The organism is Anaeromyxobacter oryzisoli (genome assembly GCF_022690765.1).
Lineage (GTDB): Bacteria > Myxococcota > Myxococcia > Myxococcales > Anaeromyxobacteraceae > Anaeromyxobacter > Anaeromyxobacter oryzisoli.
The window spans coordinates 1-16,104 of sequence record NZ_JALCZA010000098.1; the positions used below are offsets into that span (position 1 = coordinate 1).

11 protein-coding genes and 2 pseudogenes are annotated in these 16,104 nt (G+C 75.6%); 4 read left to right on the plus strand and 9 right to left on the minus strand.

What is annotated here, in order from left to right:
- The 5 genes and pseudogenes from MNZ27_RS20520 to MNZ27_RS20540 form a co-directional block, all read right to left on the minus strand.
- Positions 1–689: pseudogene (locus MNZ27_RS20520) on the minus strand (sensor histidine kinase); the annotation flags it as partial.
- Positions 686–2,110: an ABC transporter substrate-binding protein gene (locus MNZ27_RS20525; RefSeq protein ID WP_242395950.1), complete on the minus strand. Its 1,425-nt coding sequence runs from the start codon at positions 2,108–2,110 to the stop codon at positions 686–688. The pseudogene MNZ27_RS20520 and the gene MNZ27_RS20525, both read right to left, overlap by 4 nt.
- The gene (locus MNZ27_RS20530) at positions 2,107–3,489 is read right to left on the minus strand and encodes a VCBS repeat-containing protein (protein ID WP_242395951.1); all 1,383 of its coding nucleotides are present in this window, start codon (positions 3,487–3,489) and stop codon (positions 2,107–2,109) included. Before MNZ27_RS20530 ends, MNZ27_RS20525 begins: the two co-directional genes overlap by 4 nt.
- Before the next feature lie 25 nt (positions 3,490–3,514).
- A complete protein-coding gene (locus MNZ27_RS20535; RefSeq protein WP_308198003.1) occupies positions 3,515–6,148 on the minus strand; it encodes a penicillin-binding protein 1A in 2,634 nt (877 codons plus the stop codon).
- A gap of 496 nt (positions 6,149–6,644) precedes the next feature.
- Positions 6,645–8,009, minus strand: coding sequence for a sigma-54-dependent transcriptional regulator (locus MNZ27_RS20540; protein WP_242395953.1), 1,365 nt, complete (start codon positions 8,007–8,009; stop codon positions 6,645–6,647).
- Positions 8,010–8,134: 125 nt separating this feature from the next.
- On the opposite strand from MNZ27_RS20540, the gene MNZ27_RS20545 reads away from it, so the two are divergent.
- Together MNZ27_RS20545 and MNZ27_RS20550 are read left to right on the plus strand one after the other, a co-directional pair.
- The gene (locus MNZ27_RS20545) at positions 8,135–8,839 is read left to right on the plus strand and encodes an OmpA family protein (protein WP_242395954.1); all 705 of its coding nucleotides are present in this window, start codon (positions 8,135–8,137) and stop codon (positions 8,837–8,839) included.
- On the plus strand, positions 8,836–9,741 hold the full coding sequence (locus MNZ27_RS20550; RefSeq protein WP_242395955.1) for a tol-pal system protein: 906 nt from the start codon (positions 8,836–8,838) through the stop codon (positions 9,739–9,741). The genes MNZ27_RS20545 and MNZ27_RS20550 overlap by 4 nt, the downstream gene beginning before the upstream one ends.
- A gap of 27 nt (positions 9,742–9,768) precedes the next feature.
- Here MNZ27_RS20550 and MNZ27_RS20555 read toward each other — a convergent pair whose 3' ends face one another.
- Positions 9,769–11,427, minus strand: coding sequence for a sigma 54-interacting transcriptional regulator (locus MNZ27_RS20555; RefSeq protein ID WP_242395956.1), 1,659 nt, complete (start codon positions 11,425–11,427; stop codon positions 9,769–9,771).
- A 290-nt stretch (positions 11,428–11,717) separates the two neighbouring features.
- Complete coding sequence (locus tag MNZ27_RS20560; RefSeq protein ID WP_242395957.1) at positions 11,718–12,542, minus strand: tetratricopeptide repeat protein; 825 nt, start codon at positions 12,540–12,542, stop codon at positions 11,718–11,720.
- Between the two features lie 316 nt (positions 12,543–12,858).
- Between MNZ27_RS20560 and MNZ27_RS20565 the strand changes: the two genes are divergently transcribed.
- Positions 12,859–13,827, plus strand: a complete 969-nt coding sequence (locus MNZ27_RS20565) for a homoserine kinase (protein WP_242395958.1) — start codon at positions 12,859–12,861, stop codon at positions 13,825–13,827.
- 193 nt (positions 13,828–14,020) lie between these two features.
- On the opposite strand, the gene MNZ27_RS20570 is transcribed toward MNZ27_RS20565, so the two are convergent.
- Entirely contained in the window at positions 14,021–14,488 is a 468-nt protein-coding gene (locus MNZ27_RS20570; protein ID WP_242395959.1) for an ester cyclase, read from the minus strand.
- A gap of 144 nt (positions 14,489–14,632) precedes the next feature.
- On the opposite strand from MNZ27_RS20570, the gene MNZ27_RS20575 reads away from it, so the two are divergent.
- On the plus strand, positions 14,633–15,091 hold the full coding sequence (locus MNZ27_RS20575) for an AAA family ATPase (protein WP_242395960.1): 459 nt from the start codon (positions 14,633–14,635) through the stop codon (positions 15,089–15,091).
- A 515-nt stretch (positions 15,092–15,606) separates the two neighbouring features.
- Here MNZ27_RS20575 and MNZ27_RS20580 read toward each other — a convergent pair.
- Positions 15,607–16,104: pseudogene (locus MNZ27_RS20580) on the minus strand (type VI secretion system protein); the annotation flags it as partial.

Here is a 16,104-nt window from a genome sequence, read left to right on the forward strand (position 1 = left end):
GCGAGCCGGGCGAGGCGCCACCACATGCGCCCGCCCGGCGCGTCCGGCGCTCGCGCCTCGGCGAGGAGCGTGCCGTCCGCGGCGCGGATCGCGACCTCGCCGCCCGTGAGCGCGGCGAGCCGCTCGGCGCGGTCGGCGCCGAGCGCGAGCCCGCCGGCGACGCGGAGCGCGGGGGCGCCCGGGACCGGTGTCCACGCGAGGACCGCGAGCACCGGCTCGATGCCGTCCGGCCCCGCCCGGGGGACGATCCGGAAGGCGGCGCGCCCGGCCCGCGCGGTCGCGAGCAGCGCCGCGAGCTCGGGGTCCACGTCGCCCGCCCGCCCCGGCAGGTGGCCGGACGAGATCACCCGGCCGTCGGCCTCCGCGATCGCGAGCACGTCGAGGCCGCGCGCGCCCATCCACTCGCCGGCCCGGCCCGCCGCCTCGGCGGGGGAGAGCAGCTCCGCCTCGCGGTCTCGCGCGAACGCCTCCAGCTCCGGGGCCGCGGCGAGGTCCTGGACCGCCGCCGCGGCGTCGTCGCCGAGCCGCTCCAGCTCGCCCCGGACCGCGGTCGCCGCGCCGTCGAGCCGGGCCCGGTGCTCGGAGGCGAGGGCGCGGGAGAGGGCGCGGGAGACGGGGACGAGCGCGGCCGCGAGCGGCACCACCGCGAACACCGCGAAGGCGAGGGCGAGCTTCGCGCGCAGGGTCATCTCGCGCCTCCTCCGAGGAGCCACAGGTCGCCGGGATCGACCCCGCCGTCCGGCCGCGGCGCGACGCCCTGGAGCGCGGGCGTCGCGCTGGCCCTCAGGCCCGTCGCGACGAGCGGCACGACCTCGAGCGCCCGGGCGAGGGTGGCGAGCCGCGCCGGGGCCTCCGCCGGCGGGGCGCCGGCGAGCGCCGCCATCGCGCGCCGCGCCGCCGCGGGCCCCCGCACCGCGTACGCGACCTCTCCCGCCGCGACGGCGGGGGCGAGGGCGAGGATCGGGACCGGCACGAGGGCGACGTCGTAGTCGCCCGACGCGAGCCGGGCCGCGAAGCGCGCGGGGGGCTCCTCGTCCACGCTCGCGCGGACGTGGTGGTCGAAGAGCTTCACCTGGAGCCGCTCGGCGAGGGCGCGCTGATCGGGCGCGCCGGCCCGGATCAGCAGCACGAGCCGCGGCGGGAGCGGACCGGCGGGGCCGCCCTCCGTCCTCGGTGGCGCGCCCGGGACGACCGCGGGCGGGAGGATCGTCTCGAGCGGCACCACGGGGCCGCGCGCGAAGAGGCGGCCGAGCGCGGCCCGATCGAGCGCCGCGAGGACGCGCCGCACGGCGACGGCGCCGGCGCCGAGGCGGGGGCTCGTCGCCGCGACCGTGGCGAGGAACGGCGGCGTGCTCCCGACCGCGACGCCACCGGCCGGCTCGGGGCGGAGCACGAGGTCGAGCGCGCCCGCCCGGAGCGCCCGCGCCGCGCCGCGCGCGTCGGGGCCGGACAGCACCAGCGCGTCGGCGAACGGCCGGCCGCGCCGGTGGTGGGCGTTCGCCGCGAGGCGCGCCTCGCGCCCGTCCTGCGTCGCGAGCGCGAACGGGCCGGCGCCCGCGCCGCGGGGCGACACGACCGCGGCGGGGAGCGCGGCGAGCGCCCACGGGTACTCGGGGAGCGGGAACGCGAGGGTGACGAGCAGCTCGCGCTCGGAGAGCACCCGGAGGCCCGCCACCGAGGCGGCGCGCCCCTCCTGCACCGCGTCCGCGCCCAGGATCGGGAGGGCCACCCACGCGTGCGGCGAGCGCGGCTCCCGGACGAGGAGGCGCGCGAGGCTCGCGCCGACGTCGGCGGCCGTGACGGGCGTGCCGTCGGAGAAGCGCAGGCCGGGGGCGAGGCGGAGCCGGAACAGCCGGCCGCCCACCTCCGGCGCGGGGACCTCGCCGAGGAGCCCCGGCGCGAGCCGGCCGTCGGCCCCGATCTCGAGGAGCGGCGCGTGGAGCGCGCGGACCGCGACCAGGTCGGCGGGCTCCACCGCGCGGGCGGGGTCGAGCACGCGCGGCGCGGACGGGAGCGCGATCCGGATCGTGCCCCCGTACGCGGGCGGGACGTCGGCGGCGGCGGGGACGGCGAGGAGCAGGCCGAGCGTCGCGGCGAGGGGACGGGTCACGGCACCTCCCGCGGGTCGGCGGTGACGAGGTAGAGGTCGGTCGCGGCGCCGCCGTCCGGCGTCGCGACGACGGCGGCGAGCACGGCGTCGTCGAGCCCGTCGCCGGTGAGGTCGCCGGCGGCGCCCGCGAGGATCGCGCCCTCGATCGGGCCCGACTCGAGCAGGAGCGGCGCCGCCGCGCGGGGCGCGAGGATCCGGATCCGGTCCGCGCGCGGGGTGGACTGGCGCGGCGCCGGCGCCGGCGACGGCGACGGCGCGGAGGCGATCACCTCGGCGGTGCCGTCGCCGTCGAGGTCCGCGAGCGCGAGCCCCGCGCCGACGCCCTCGAGCGACGGGCCGGCCGGTGCGAGCCCCGCGTCGAGCAGCTCGAGCCGCAGGTCCTGCCCGAGCGCGGCGAAGGCGATCGGGCCGCCGCCGCGCGGCGCCGCGGCCACCCGGTAGAGGAGGCGCGGAGAGCGCGGGCGAGCGTCGGGGTCGGCGCGGGGCGAGAGGACGTCGAGGAGGGCTCCCGTCCCCGGGGCGTAGGCGCCGAAGAGCGAGCCCGCCTCGCCGGCGCAGAGCGGGGCGGCGACGAGCGCCCCGACCGCCTCGAGGCGCCCGTCCCGCACGGCGAGCACCTCGCCGGCGGGCGCGCCGGCGTGCTGCACCGCGACGCGGCCACGGCCGTAGTCGCCGATCGCGATGACGGCGGCCGGCTCCCGCACCGGCCGGGCCGAGCCGAGGTCCGCCGCGCGCGCCGCGATGGGAGCGCCGGCGGCCGAGAGGAGCCGCTCACCGTCGGGGGTCGCCGCCGCGATCGCCGCGCCCTCCACGTCGGGCACTTCACCCACCGCCAGGGCGAGGACCCGGCCGTCGAGGCGCGCCAGGCGCCGGACGACGGCGAAGGGCGCCCCGGCGCGGCGCCCCTCGCGCCCGAGGAGGAGCGTCTCCGGATCGGCGTCGGCGCGCGCCTGGACGAGCCGCGGCGGGATCGCGCGCGCCCCCGGGTGCCGCTGCAGGAAGAACGACGCCCACATCGGCACCAGCTCGCCCACGAGGGCGAGCTCCCGCCGGCCGGGGACGAGGCCGGCCTGGACCCGCAGCAGCCAGTCCTGCCCGCCGGCGCGCGCCGCGGCCTCGGGGTCCACCGCGCCGCGCAGGGGCGTGACGGCGTAACCGCGCCGCGAGAGCGCGCCCTCCACCGCGGCCTCGACCGGCGCGGCGAGGGAGGGGACGCGCGCCTCGACCGCGAGCGCCAGGGCGCGGCGCCCCTCCGCGGGCGGTCCGAGGGCGTCGGAGAGCGCCTCGGCGGTCGAGGTCAGGGCCGATGGGCGGGGCGCGCCGCGGGCGGGCGCGGCGGCGCACGCGGCGGCGAGAACGGCGACGGTGAGGAGGCGCATCGGGCCCCCTTCCTTCCCAGGTCCGTCACCGATCGTCCATGAAGAAGTTCTGCGGCGCCGCTCCCGAGCTCGCGGCGGGCGCCTGCGTCGGCGCCGTCCCGGCGAGGAACGGCAGGAGCAGGGCGTTCGCCTCCCCCTCCGGAGCGCGGAGGCCGGTCGCCGGGTCGATCCGGGCGTACTCGATCCCCGGCGCCGACCGGAACTCGGCCACCGCGTGGCCCCCGACCGCCGCCTGCATGAAGGCGAGCCAGGGCGGCAGGGCGGCGCCGGCGCCGGTCTCGTGGCCGCCGAGCGGCGAGTTGTCGTCGAACCCGATCCAGACGCCGGTGACGAGCTCGGGCGTGAACCCGACGAACCAGGCGTCGCGGTGATCCTGCGCCGTGCCGGTCTTCCCCGCGGTGGGCCGGGCGAGGGCGCGCGCCGCGACCCCGGTGCCGGACTCGACCACCTGGCGCATGAGGGACGTCAGGACGAAGGCGACGTCGGGGCGGGTGCCGGACGAGGGGAGGACGAAGGGCGGGGCCGGGGGCGCGGCGGGCGCGTCCGGCGGGGCGCCCTCGGCGGCGGGCGCGTCCGTCGCGCTCGCGTCGGCGGCGGCGTCCGCGGCGGTGTCGGCGGCGCTCGCGGGCACGGCCGCGGCGGGCGCGACGGCGAGCGGGGGCGGCTGGGCGGGCCGCGTCTCCTCGAGCACCTTGCCCGTCCGGTCCCGCACGCGCAGCACGAGGAGGGGGGGCGTCGAGAACCCGTGCGCCGCGATCGACGCGTACGCGTTCACGAGCTCGATGGGGTAGACCTCGCCGGTGCCGAGGGCGAGCGTCAGGTTCCGCGGCAGGTCGGAGGCGATCCCCATCCGCCGGGCGAACCCGATCACCGCGTCCACGCCGAGGGTGTCCAGGAGCTTCACCGCGACGGTGTTCTTCGAGTGGGCGAGCGCCGCGCCGAGGAGCATGGGGCCGTCGAACTCGTCCCGCTCGAAGTTGCGCGGCTTCCACTCCTTCCCCGTCCACTGATCCCGGTAGACGTCCGGCGTGTCGTAGACCACCGTCCCCGGCGTGTAGCGCCGGGACTCGAGCGCCGCGCCCCACACGAACGGCTTCATCGCGCTGCCCGGCTGCCGCTTCGCCTGGAGCGCGCGGTTGAACTGCGACGCCTGGTAGTCGAGGCCGCCCACGAGCGCGCGGACGCCGCGGGTCACCGGGTCGATCGCCACCAGGGCGCCCTGCACCTTCGGGGTCTGCTCGAGGGAGAGGGCGAGCGGCCGGCGCTCGCGGGCCGCCCGCTCCGGCGGGAGCTTCGCCGGCATCACGCGGACGAGCACCACGTCACCCGCCGAGAGGACCGAGCCCATCCGCTTCGGCGCCGCGGTCCCGACCGCCGGGTTCCACTTCCGGGCCCAGCGGACGTCGGAGAACGGGATCTCGCCCCGCGCGTTCCCGAGGTCCACCTGCGCCGCCTTGTCGTCCACCCGGGTGACGAGTCCGGCGTAGATCTCGCCGGTCTGGAGCGGCTTCGCCCGCGCCATCCGCGCGACGTCCTTCTCCTGGTCCTCGCCGGGGTCGATCTGCTCCGGGTTCACGCGCCCGAGGTCCCACACCAGGACCTCGCCGGGCCGCGGCTCGACCGCCTCGAGCCGCTTCCGCCAGAGCGGGATCGCGGCGGCGAGCCGCTCGCGGTCGAGGTGGAGCAGGGGGCCGCGCCAGCCCTGGCGCTTGTCCACCTGCCGCAGCCCGGCGTCGATCGCCGAGTCGGCGTAGCGCTGCATCACCGGGTCCATCGCCACGTCCACCTGGAGGCCGGCGGTGTCCACCCGGTCCTCGCCGTACTTGTCGACGAGGTACTTGCGGACGGCGTCCTGGTACCAGATGCCGGGCGGGTCGGCCTCGGGCGGCGACACCACGATCGGCCGCGCGAGCTCCGCCTCGTACTGCGCCTTCGAGATCCAGCCCTCCTCGTGCATCCGGCGCAGCACGTAGCGCTGCCGCTCCTTCGCGGCGGTGGGGTGGTTGACCGGCGACCAGCGCATCGGCGACTGGATCACCCCCGCGAGCATCGCCGCCTCGCCGAGGGTGAGGGACTTCACGCCCTTCCCGAAGTAGAAGCGGCTCGCCTCCTCGACGCCGTAGCGGAGGTGCCCGAGGTAGATCTGGTTCAGGTAGAGGTAGAGGATCTCGTCCTTCGAGAGGTTCCGCTCGAGGCGCGGGGCGAGGACCAGCTCCTTCACCTTGCGCTTCACGCGCGAGTCGCTCTGGAGGAGGAACGTCTTGACGACCTGCTGCGTGATCGTGGACCCGCCGCACTTCACGCCGCCGCCGAGGAGCCCCTTCACCACGCAGCGCCCGATGGCGAGGTAGTTCAGCCCCTCGTGCTCGTAGAAGCGGGCGTCCTCGGCGGCGAGCACCGCCCTCTTGAGGACGTCGGGGATCTCCTGGAGCGGGACGACGGTCCGGCGCTCGCGCGCGAACTCGAAGACCACCTTGCCGTTCGCGCCGAACACGCGCGTCGAGACCAGCGGCTCGTAGTCCTTCAGCGTGTCGAACGCCGGCAGCTCGCGCGTCCAGGCGAAGAGCAGGCCGCCGCCGACGAGCAGGCCGCCGAGCGCGACGATCGCGGCGAGGCGCAGGCCCTGGTGAGCGCGAGGGGAGAGACGGCGACGGCGCACGCGGGGCTCCACTTCGGCCCGCTCGGCCGTCGAGACGGGCAAGGGAGCGGGCGTCGGCAAGGTGTGGTCTTGGGGGATGTCCACGGGGGCTCGAACGATAGCGCCAGGCAGGGCGACGGGCAAAGCGACCGGATCGCGGGGAGGCATGTCGCCTCCGGGGGAGAGCAGCGGGCGTGCCAGGCGTCCGCTGGAGGGAAACGCACGGGCGCAGCAGGGATTCCGCGGCGGCGTGGACGAGGGGACACGGCGGGGGTGCGGGCGCGGTGACGCGGGGGGAGCCGAGCGGTCTCCGTGCCCGTCACCGTCACCGGCATCTCCGTGATCCGTGAACCGGGTCGCGTGGCCCGTGGCCCGTGGCCCGTGCCCCGACCCGCCGTCGGATCACGGGCCAGGGGACACGGGAGGCGGGAAGCGGGCACGGGGAACGGTCACGGTGACGGGTACGGGTACGGGTACGCGTTCGGAACGAAGGACGAGCGCGAAGGCTCCCCCGAGCCTACTCGCCCCCGCCCCGCTTGATCCCCAGCGCCCTCATCTTCTTGTAGAGGTGGCTCCGCTCGAGGTCGAGGGTGCGCGCCGTGTCCGACACGTTGTCGTGGTTCGCGTCCAGGGCGCCCAGGATGATCTCGCGCTCGGCCTCCTCCACGAGCTCGTGGAAGGAGGCGCCGACGCGGAACCGATCGGCGCGCGGCCGGCGGGTGCCGGGCAGCACCGCCGCCACGTCGTCGGCCGAGATCTCCGGTCCGTCGCAGAGGATCGCCAGGCGCTCGATCAGGTTCCGGAGCTCGCGGACGTTGCCCGGCCAGTCGTGCGCCTGGAGCGCGAGCAGCGCCTCGCGCGCGAGCCGCATCGGCCGTCGGCCGTTGCGCTCGCACGCCTCGCCGAGGAAGCGGGTCGAGAGCTCCGGGACGTCCTCGCGCCGCTCGCGCAGGGGCGGGGAGTGGATCGGGACCACGTTCAACCGGTAGTAGAGGTCCTCGCGGAAGCGGCCGGCCTGCACCTCGGCCGGGAGGTCCTTGTTCGTCGCCGCCACCACCCGCACGTCGCATCGGAGCGTCTGCGCGCCGCCGACGCGCTCGAACTCGCCCTCCTGGAGGACGCGGAGGACCTTCGCCTGCATCGCCGCGGGCATGTCGCCCACCTCGTCGAGGAAGAGCGTGCCCCCGTCGGCGAGCTCGAACTTCCCCTTGCGGGCCGCGACCGCTCCGGTGAACGCGCCGCGCTCGTGCCCGAAGAGCTCGCTCTCGATGAGCTCGGCCGGGACCGCCGCGCAGTTCAGCTTCACGAACGGCCGGTCCTTGCGCCGCGAGTGCTCGTGGATCGCCCGGGCGACGAGCTCCTTCCCCGTGCCGTTCTCGCCGGTGACGAGGACGCGCCCTTCGGAGGGGGCGGCGCGGCGCACCAGCTCGAACAGCTTCCGCATCGCGGGCCCGCCGCCGATCATCTCCGAGAGGCCGGCCTCGCGCCGGAGGGCCGCGTTCTCCGCCCGGAGGGTCTCCAGGGCGAGGGCGTTCTTCACCGCGACGAGGAGCTTCTCCTTCTCCGTGATGGGCTTCTCGAGGTAGTCGAAGGCGCCGAGCTTGAAGGCGCTCCGCACCGTCTCGATCGACCCGTGCCCGGACATGATCACCACCGGGAGGTCGGGGCGGGTCTCCCGCGCCTTCTGCAGGACGGACAACCCATCCAGGTCCGGCATCCGGACGTCCATCACCACCACGTCCACCGGCTGCGCCGCGATCTTCTCGAGCGCCTCGCGCCCGCCGCCGGCCGCCTCGACGGCGTACCCTTCCATCGACAGCGCCCGGGACAGCGTGAGCTGGATGTTCTTCTCGTCGTCCACGACGAGGACGGTGACGGGCATGGATCCGATGGTAATCCCGGATGGTCAGGGGGGAAGGAAATCCTTTGACAGCCGTTCCGAACGGAGCAAATAAGCGATGCCATCGCACGCGAGCCCGGCTCGCGCATCGCCCCTGGAGACCCCCCATGCAACGCGTCCTGCTCCTCGCACTGTCCGTCATCACCGCCGTGGCTTTCGCCGGCTGCGCGCCGAAGCTGAAGAAGGGCGAGTGCAAGTCCAGCGCGGACTGCGCGTCGCAGGAGGGCGTCGGCAAGGTCTGCGTCGAGGGGCGGTGCCAGGAGTGCGGCCAGGACTCCGACTGCCAGGCCGGGTTCGTGTGCCGCGACAACCAGTGCGCGCCGAAGCCGCAGTGCGGTCCGGACACGCCGTGCCCCGCGGGCCAGGAGTGCGTCGCCGAGCGCTGCGTCGAGAAGAAGGCCGCCGTGCAGCCGGAGGCCGGCGCGGGCGCCGCGGGCGCCGCCGGCGCCGAGGCCGGCGCGGTGCCGGCCGAGTGCAGCGACGCGACGTCGTTCACGATCCGGTTCGACTTCGACCGCTACGCCATCACCTCCGCGTCGCAGCAGACGCTCCAGAAGCTCGCGGACTGCCTGAAGCGCGCGCCCGCGAAGGCGATCACCGCGAACGGGTACGCCGACGAGCGCGGCACGGCGCAGTACAACGTGGCCCTCTCCGCGAAGCGCGCCGAGGCGGCGAAGAAGTACCTCGGCGATCTCGGCGTGTCGGGGAAGATCCAGACGGTGGGGAACGGCGAGGAGAGCCCGCTGTGCACCGAGTCGAACGAGGCGTGCTGGAGCCAGAACCGGCGCGTGGAGTTCCAGGTCTCCCGGTGACGCTCCGCTCCGCCCTCCGCGCGGCGCCCGCGCTCGCGCTCCTGTCGCTGTCCGCCTGCTGGGTGCCGCTCGAGCGCGGCCGCCTCATGGAGACGCGCCTCGACAACCTCGAGGCGACCCAGGCCGAGCACGGGCGTCGCATCGAGGAGCAGCAGAAGGCGCTCCAGGGCCGGATCGCGGCCGCCGACAAGAAGATCGCCGAGGTCCAGCACAAGATCGACGAGCTCAACCAGGCGGCGCGCCGCAGCGGCGCCGACCTCGGCGTGCAGCTCGTGCGGCTGACCGACGACGTGGCGAAGCTCCGGGGCGAGCAGGAGGTGACCCGGCACGACCTCGCCGAGCTCGACCGGGCCGCCGCGGCGTACCGCTCGAAGACGGACCGCCGCTTCGCCGGCCTCCAGGGGAAGGGCGCGCTCGACGAGGTGCTCGCGCAGGAGCGGATCGACACGCTGCCGAAGCCGGACGACAGGCCGGCGTTCCTCGCCCTCGCGCAGAAGAGCGAGGCCGCGGGCGACCGCGGCGTGGCCCGCGCGCTCTACGACGAGTACGTGAAGCGGTTCCCGAACGACGCGAGCGCGCCCGAGGCGGCGTACCGCTCGGGGGAGCTGCTCTCCGCCCAGAAGCGCTGGCGCGACGCGCTCGTCGCCTACGGCTGGGTCTACGAGCACGCGCCCAGATCGGAGCGGCTCCCCGACGCGATGCTCGGCATGGGCGACGCCATGCTCGAGCTCGAGGACCTGAGGAAGGAAGCGCCGGTCGTGCTGCGCGAGCTCGTGACGAAGTTCCCGAAGAGCCCCGCGGCCGCGAAGGCCCGGGAGCGGCTCGCGCGGCTCCAGCCGCCGGAGCCGTCCGCGCGGGAGCCCGCCGAGCGGAAGAGCAGGCCCGCGGCGAAGAAGCGGTAGGGGAGGGGGTCCCCGGACCCGCGTCCCCTATCCCTCGTCCTCCTCCGGCTCGGGGGGCTCGCCCGGCGTGCGGCCTTCCTCGTGCAGCCCCCACTGGCCGATCCGCTTCATCACCGTGCTCTTGGCGATCCGGAGCTCCCTCACCACGGCGGCGCGCTTCCCGCGGTTCCGGCGCAGCGAGAGCCGGATCGCCTCGCGCTCGATCTCCTCGAGCGTGAGGCCGCGCGCGTAGATCGTGTCGTCGTCGCCGCCCGCCGCCGGCGTGGCGCGGGTGTCCTCGAACGTGATCGCGGCGGCCGGGACGCGCTGCCCCTCGCCGCGGAAGAGGAGCGCGCGCTGCACCACGTTCCGGAGCTGCCGGACGTTGCCCGGCCAGTCGTACCCCTCGAGCTTCGCGAGGGCCTCGTCGCCGAAGCGGACCGGGACGCCGCGCGGCGCGGAGCGGGCGAGGAACGCCTCCGCCAGGGCGCGCACGTCGCCGCGGCGTTGCCGGAGCGGGGGGATCGTGACGGGCACGACGCACAGCCGGTAGAAGAGGTCCTCGCGGAACTTCCCGGCCCTCACCTGGGCGCGGAGGTCGCGGTGGGTGGCGGCCACGATCCGGACGTTCACCTGGAGCGGGCGCGACGCGCCCACGCGCTTCACCTCGCCGAGCTCGAGGACGCGCAGCAGCTTGGGCTGGAGGTCGAGCGGCAGCTCGCCGATCTCGTCGAGGAAGATCGTCCCGCGATCCGCCTCCTCGAACGCTCCCTTCCGGAGCCGCTCCGCGCCGGAGAACGCCCCCTTCTCGTGGCCGAACAGCTCGGACTCGATGAGCGTCTCCGCGATGGCGGAGCAGTTCACCGGGATGAAGGGCGCGTCCCGCCGCGGCGAGCGGGCGTGCAGGGCGCGCGCGACCAGCTCCTTGCCGGTGCCGGTCTCGCCGAGGATGGTCACGGCGGCGTCCGACGCGCCGACCCGCTCGACCAGCTCGAACACCTGTCGCATGCCGGGGTCGCGCGAGATCATCCCCTCGAACGCCTCGGCGCGCGGCGGCTCCTGGGCGTCGCGTGGCTCGAGCACGAGCTCGGCGTCCCCGAGCGTCACGGCGACGCCGAAGGGCAGCTCCGCCCGCGTGATGCGCGCGCCGGAGAGGAACGTGCCGTTGGTGGAGCCGAGGTCGGTGAGGACCCACCCGCCGCCCTGCGGCACGATCCGCAGGTGGCGCGCGGAGACGAACGGGTCGTCCACGGGGGCGTCGCAGGTCGGGTCCTTGCCGACCACGACGCCGGCGCTGGTGACCGGCACGGTCCGCTCGCGTCCGCCGGCGCGGACGCGCAGCCGCGCCGCGGCCGGCGCCGCGATCGCGGAGGGGGCGCGCACCTCCGTCGCGCCCCGCGCGCGGGTCTCCTCGGCGTCCGTCCGCACGGCGGCGCGGAAGAGGGCGCGCCAGGTGCCGAGGGCGATCTCGGCGCCGTCCTCCAGCCGCGCCTCGGCGACCTCCGCGCAGCCGACGGACGTCCCCCGGCCGGAGCGATCGAGCAGGTAGAAGCCGTCGCCGCGCCGCTCGACGATGGCGTGCAGGCGGGACAGCGCGGGATCCGGCAGCGAGACGTCGCACTCGGGGGCGCGGCCGATGTCGGTCCGGTCCCCCAGGGCCACGCGGAGGAGCTCCTCCCCGTGGCGGAAGAACGCCAGCTCGGGCATGACCCCGAGGCTAGCGAAGGGACGGTGTGGATGGGAAGCGGGAAGTCGTGCGCTGGGTCGGTGCGACCATTCGTCCGCCCGGACCGAGCGTGTCCGTCACCGACCGTCGAGGGCGCGCTCGACGGAGGAGGCGCTCAAGGCCCGTCGAACAATCGACGGGCCTTGACCATCCAGGAGGGGCGGGCCGTCGCCCGCCCCTCGCGCCCGAAGTGAATTCGGGCGCTTCACCCCACCCGCCGCCCCGCTCACGCGGGTCGGCCTGAGAGCTCGTCGAATTCTTCGACAAGCTCTCAGCCGTGCGCGAGCGCGTCGAACTCGGGCGTGCCCTTGAGCCCCTCGAACATCGGGTCCGACTCGAGCCAGCCGCGCACCTTCGGCGCGTCCTGGGCGATCGCCTTGCGCAGCGCCTCGAGCGCGTCGCCGGGCCGCCCCCACAGCGCGTACAGCGCCGCGACGTTGTAGTTCAGGAGCAGGTCCTCCGGCTGGATCGCCCGGGCCTTCTCGTACGCCCGCTCCGCCTCGGCGTAGAAGCCCTTCTGCGCGTAGCAGATGCCGAGGTCGAGGTGCCCCTCGAAGTTCGAGGGCTCGAGCCGGACGACCTCGTTGAGCTGCGAGATCGCGCTGCGGTAGTCGCCTTGGTCCATGAGCAGCGCCGCGAGCTCGTGCCGCGGGAACGGGTCCTTCGGGTCGAGCTCGATCGCGATCCGGAGCTCCTTCGCGCCCTCCTCGTCCTTCCCCTGATCGGCGTAGGTGATGCCGAGGTTGAGGTGCGCGTCCGGGTACTCCGGGTCGAGCTGGATCGCCTCCTGGTACTCGCCGACCGCCATGTCGCCGGCGTGGGTCGCGAGGAAGCAGGCGAGGTTGTGGTGCGCGTTGGCGCTGTCCGGCTCGAGCCGGATCGCGGTGAGGTACTCGTTCAGCGCCTCCCGGAAGAGCTTCTTCTCCGAGTAGACGGTCGCGAGGTTGTCGTGCGCGTGGGCGGAGCTCGGGTCGAGCTCGATCGCCTTGTTGAACTCCTTGATGGCCTCGTCCAGCCAGCCGCGATCGGCCAGCTCGATCCCCCGCGAGTTGTGCTCGTCGGAGAGCGCGATGTGATCTTTCTTTTCCCGGCTCACGGCGGCGAGTCTACTTTCGATCGGCCCCCGGCGGGGGGACGGCGAGCGGTCCGGTGCGGTTCTACCGCCGCGCCGGTCCCCGGGCCAGCGAAGCGGCACCCACGGCCCCCCGCACGGACGGCCCCCCGCCCGGCCGCGAGGTGACGATCGCGTCGCTTCGCGTCCCGGGAAGCCCTCGCCCCCCTGCTCGCCCTCGCCGCCCCTCGGCGCGAGGTCGTCGAGGCGCTCGCTGGACCGCCGGCCCCCCGTGTTGACGCTGCCGGCCGCGACGGGCATTCTCGCCCGGCCCGGCGCCGACGTGCCGGGACCTCGACCGATGGCCCTCTACACCGTCCTCAACCCCGAAGAGATCGCTGCACTGGTCCGCTGCTTCGGCCTCCCCGCCCCCGACCGCGTGAAGCCCGAGCCGAAGGGCAGCGTCAACACGAACTACCACCTGTGGGCGGGCGGTGAGCGCTACTTCCTGCGGCTCAACGAGGGGAAGACCGACGCGGACGTCCTCTTCGAGGCGGAGGTGCAGCGCTACCTGTTCGAGGCGCGCTTCCCGGTGCCGCGCCTGAACGTCGCCGCGGACGGTCGCCCGTTCGTGCCGTTCGCCGGCAAGCAGGCGATGCTGTTCTCCTTCGCGCCGGGCGAGGAGATCGCCCGCGACGCCGCCGGGCCGGCCCGGTGCCAGCGCCTGGGCGAGCAGCTCGGGCGGCTCCACGATCTCTCCGCCGGCTTCACGGCCGAGCGGGTCAACCCGTACGGCGTGCCGCGCGTCCGCGGCTGGCTCGAGGACCTGCGGCCGGACGGCGGCGGCGACGCGGAGGTGAGGGCGGCGCTGCCGGTGCTCGAGGAGGAGCTCGCCCGCGCCGGGGACCTGCCGGGCGCGCCGCGCGGGCTGGTGCACGGCGACCTGTTCATCGACAACGTGCTCTGGCTCGGCGACCGGGTGAGCTCCCTGCTCGACTGGGAGATGAGCTGCGTGGATCCGTTCGCGTACGACCTCGGCGTGGCGGTGAACGCCTGGTGCTACGTCGATCGCTACGAGCCGGACCGGGCGCACGCGCTCCTCGAGGGCTACCGCGCGAAGCGGCGGATCGAGCCCGAGACCGTCGCCGCGCTGTACCCGTGGGCGCGCTACGCCGCGCTCCGCTTCACCGTCTCGCGCATCCACGCGTTCCACCTCACCGGCCTCGGGGCGGATCGGCTCGCGTGGAAGGACTGGCGCCGCTACCGCGATCGGCTCATGGCGCTCCGCGGGATGGGCGACGCGGGCTACCGGGATCTGCTGGGGGTGTGAGGCGCCACCATTCGAAGCTCCGTTCGCCCTGAGTCCTTCGACTCCGCTGCCTACGGCAGCTCCGCTCAGGGCAGGCTCCGGCGCGCGCTGCGCGCCGGAGTCGAAGGGCGAGCAGCGCAGGGAGGGTCTGCCCCGCGCAGGCCGGCAGCGTGCGCCCCAGCGGCTCGAGGCGAGTGGGGGTCGGTGCGACGGCCTACAGCCCGCCCGTGAACAGCCACTGGTTCTCGAGCTTCCGGAGGCGGAGCTGCTGGATGTCCGAGTCGCGCCGCGGCACCGCGCCGGCCGCCGTCTTCACCCGATACCAGCCGTCGAAGAAGACCTCGGCGACGGCGCGGTCCCCGTGGACCTCGATCTTGCGGATCGTGACGTCGAGCCTCAGCGAGTCCACCTTCTCGAGGTCGGCGGGGAGGCGCTGCGCCAGGAGATCGCGGTTCACGTCGTCCTCCGGCTCGGGCGTGCCCGCGGTGTCGAAGTAGTCGGGGGAGACCATCGCGAGGATCGCCTGGGGATCGCGCCGCTGGAGCGCCTCGCGGTACGCCAGGACGCGGTCGTAGATCGCCCGGGTGTCGCGATCCTCGCGGATGTCGGTGCCCGGGAGGAGCCGCGGGCTGCACGCGACGGCGGAGGCGGCGGCGAGCAGCACGGCGGAGAGGCGAACCATCGCGGAGGCTCTCATGGGGTCGGACTCTGGCCCGGACCGGGGGTCGCGTCAACGAAAGAGAGTGAACAGAGCCGCTTGCTGGCCCCCGATGGCGCGCGCGCCACCCCCTCCCGACCCGCCGAGCGGCTGGTTAGATCGAAGGCCGTGTCCGCCACGAGCTACGAGGCCCTGCGCACGTTCTTCGAGACGTCACCCGCGGCGCGCAAGGCGACCCGGCCGCTCTCCCGGGGGGCCCGCGTCAACCTCGTGCTCGCGGGCGGCCCCGCCTTCTTCACCCTGGAGACCGGCGCGCCCACCCTTCGCGAGGGTGCGGCGCCCGATCCGGACTTCACCCTCACGCTCCCCGACGGCGCGATCGGGCGGCTCACGTCGCTCGCCTCGGACGACGTGGGCGAGTTCGGGATCACGTTCTTCGAGCTCGTCCTCGACCGGGATCCCGCTCGGAAGGTCCACGTCCACATCGACGCCCCCACCACCCGGCTCCTCGGGCACGGCTACCTCGGCGTGCTCGCCCTCGGCGGCCTCAAGGTGACGTGGTGGCTGATCAAGAACGGCGTGAAGAACCCCCGGGCCGCGATCGACCGGCTCCGCGGGGGGGCGTAGGCCGCGTCCATCACAGAACGCGAACCCGAACGCGTACCCGTACCCGTACCCGTACCCCGTCACCGTCACCGTCACCGTCACCGTCACCGTCACCGTCACCGTCACCGTCACCGTCACCGTCACCGGCTTCTCCGTGACCCGTGAACCGATTCCCGTGGCCCGTGGCCCGAAGCCCCGTGGTCCGAGGGCCCCGCCCGGATCACGGGCGAGGGGCCACGGGACCCGGGACCCGGGCACGGGGATCGGTGACGGAGCACGGTCACGGTCACGCTCACGGGCTCGGGCGCGGCCTCCGGCGTTGCCCGAAGGGCACCTACCCCGTCACGTCACCGTCTTCTCCGTACCCCCGTGAACCGATTCCCGTGGCCGGTGGCCCGGAGCCCGTGCTCCGACGGCAGCGTCGGATCACGGGCGAGGGGCCACGGGACCCGGGACCCGGGCACGGGGATCGGTGACGGAGCACGGTCACGGTCACGGGCCGTGCCCGACGCGGGAGGCGGGCGCGGTGATCGAGGTCACCGCTCCTCGAACGCGCACCGCCGCAGGGCCGCCTCGAGTCGCGCCCGCTCCGCGGCGCCGGCCGCGATCGCCAGCACGCCCCGGATCGTCGCTGCGCCGGCGTCCACGGCGCCGCTGGCGCAGCGGGCCTCGCCCAGGGTGAACCGCGCCTCGCGATCGAGGAGCGGCGGCAGCGCGCCGGGAACGGCGAGCGCGCGCTCGAGCGCGAGGGCGGCGCCCGCCTCGTCGCCGTGCGCCGCGCGCGCCCGTCCGACGAGGTATCCGGCGAGCGGGCGCGGGACGCGCGCGAGGCGGGCGAGCGCGGTCTCCGGCGCCTCGAGCCCGAGCAGGTAGGGGCGCGCCGCGGAGGCGAGGGCGGGATCCGCCACCGCGGCGAGCTTCGCCTGGAGGAGCCGCGCGTCGGCGCGGTCCGGCCGCGCCGCGAGCGCGCTGCGCCAGGCCCCCGCGGCGCCGGCGAGATCTCCCCGGCGCCAGGCGAGGTCGCCCTCGGCGCC

Excerpts from the sequence above, each read along its gene's own strand:
- MNZ27_RS20530 (WP_242395951.1), bottom strand. The coding sequence starts at position 3,489 with ATGCGCCTCCTCACCGTCGCCGTTCTCGCCGCCGCGTGCGCCGCCGCG.
- MNZ27_RS20540 (WP_242395953.1), bottom strand. The coding sequence starts at position 8,009 with ATGCCCGTCACCGTCCTCGTCGTGGACGACGAGAAGAACATCCAGCTC.
- MNZ27_RS20545 (WP_242395954.1), top strand. The coding sequence starts at position 8,135 with ATGCAACGCGTCCTGCTCCTCGCACTGTCCGTCATCACCGCCGTGGCT.
- MNZ27_RS20555 (WP_242395956.1), bottom strand. The coding sequence starts at position 11,427 with ATGCCCGAGCTGGCGTTCTTCCGCCACGGGGAGGAGCTCCTCCGCGTG.
- MNZ27_RS20565 (WP_242395958.1), top strand. The coding sequence starts at position 12,859 with ATGGCCCTCTACACCGTCCTCAACCCCGAAGAGATCGCTGCACTGGTC.
- MNZ27_RS20570 (WP_242395959.1), bottom strand. The coding sequence starts at position 14,488 with ATGGTTCGCCTCTCCGCCGTGCTGCTCGCCGCCGCCTCCGCCGTCGCG.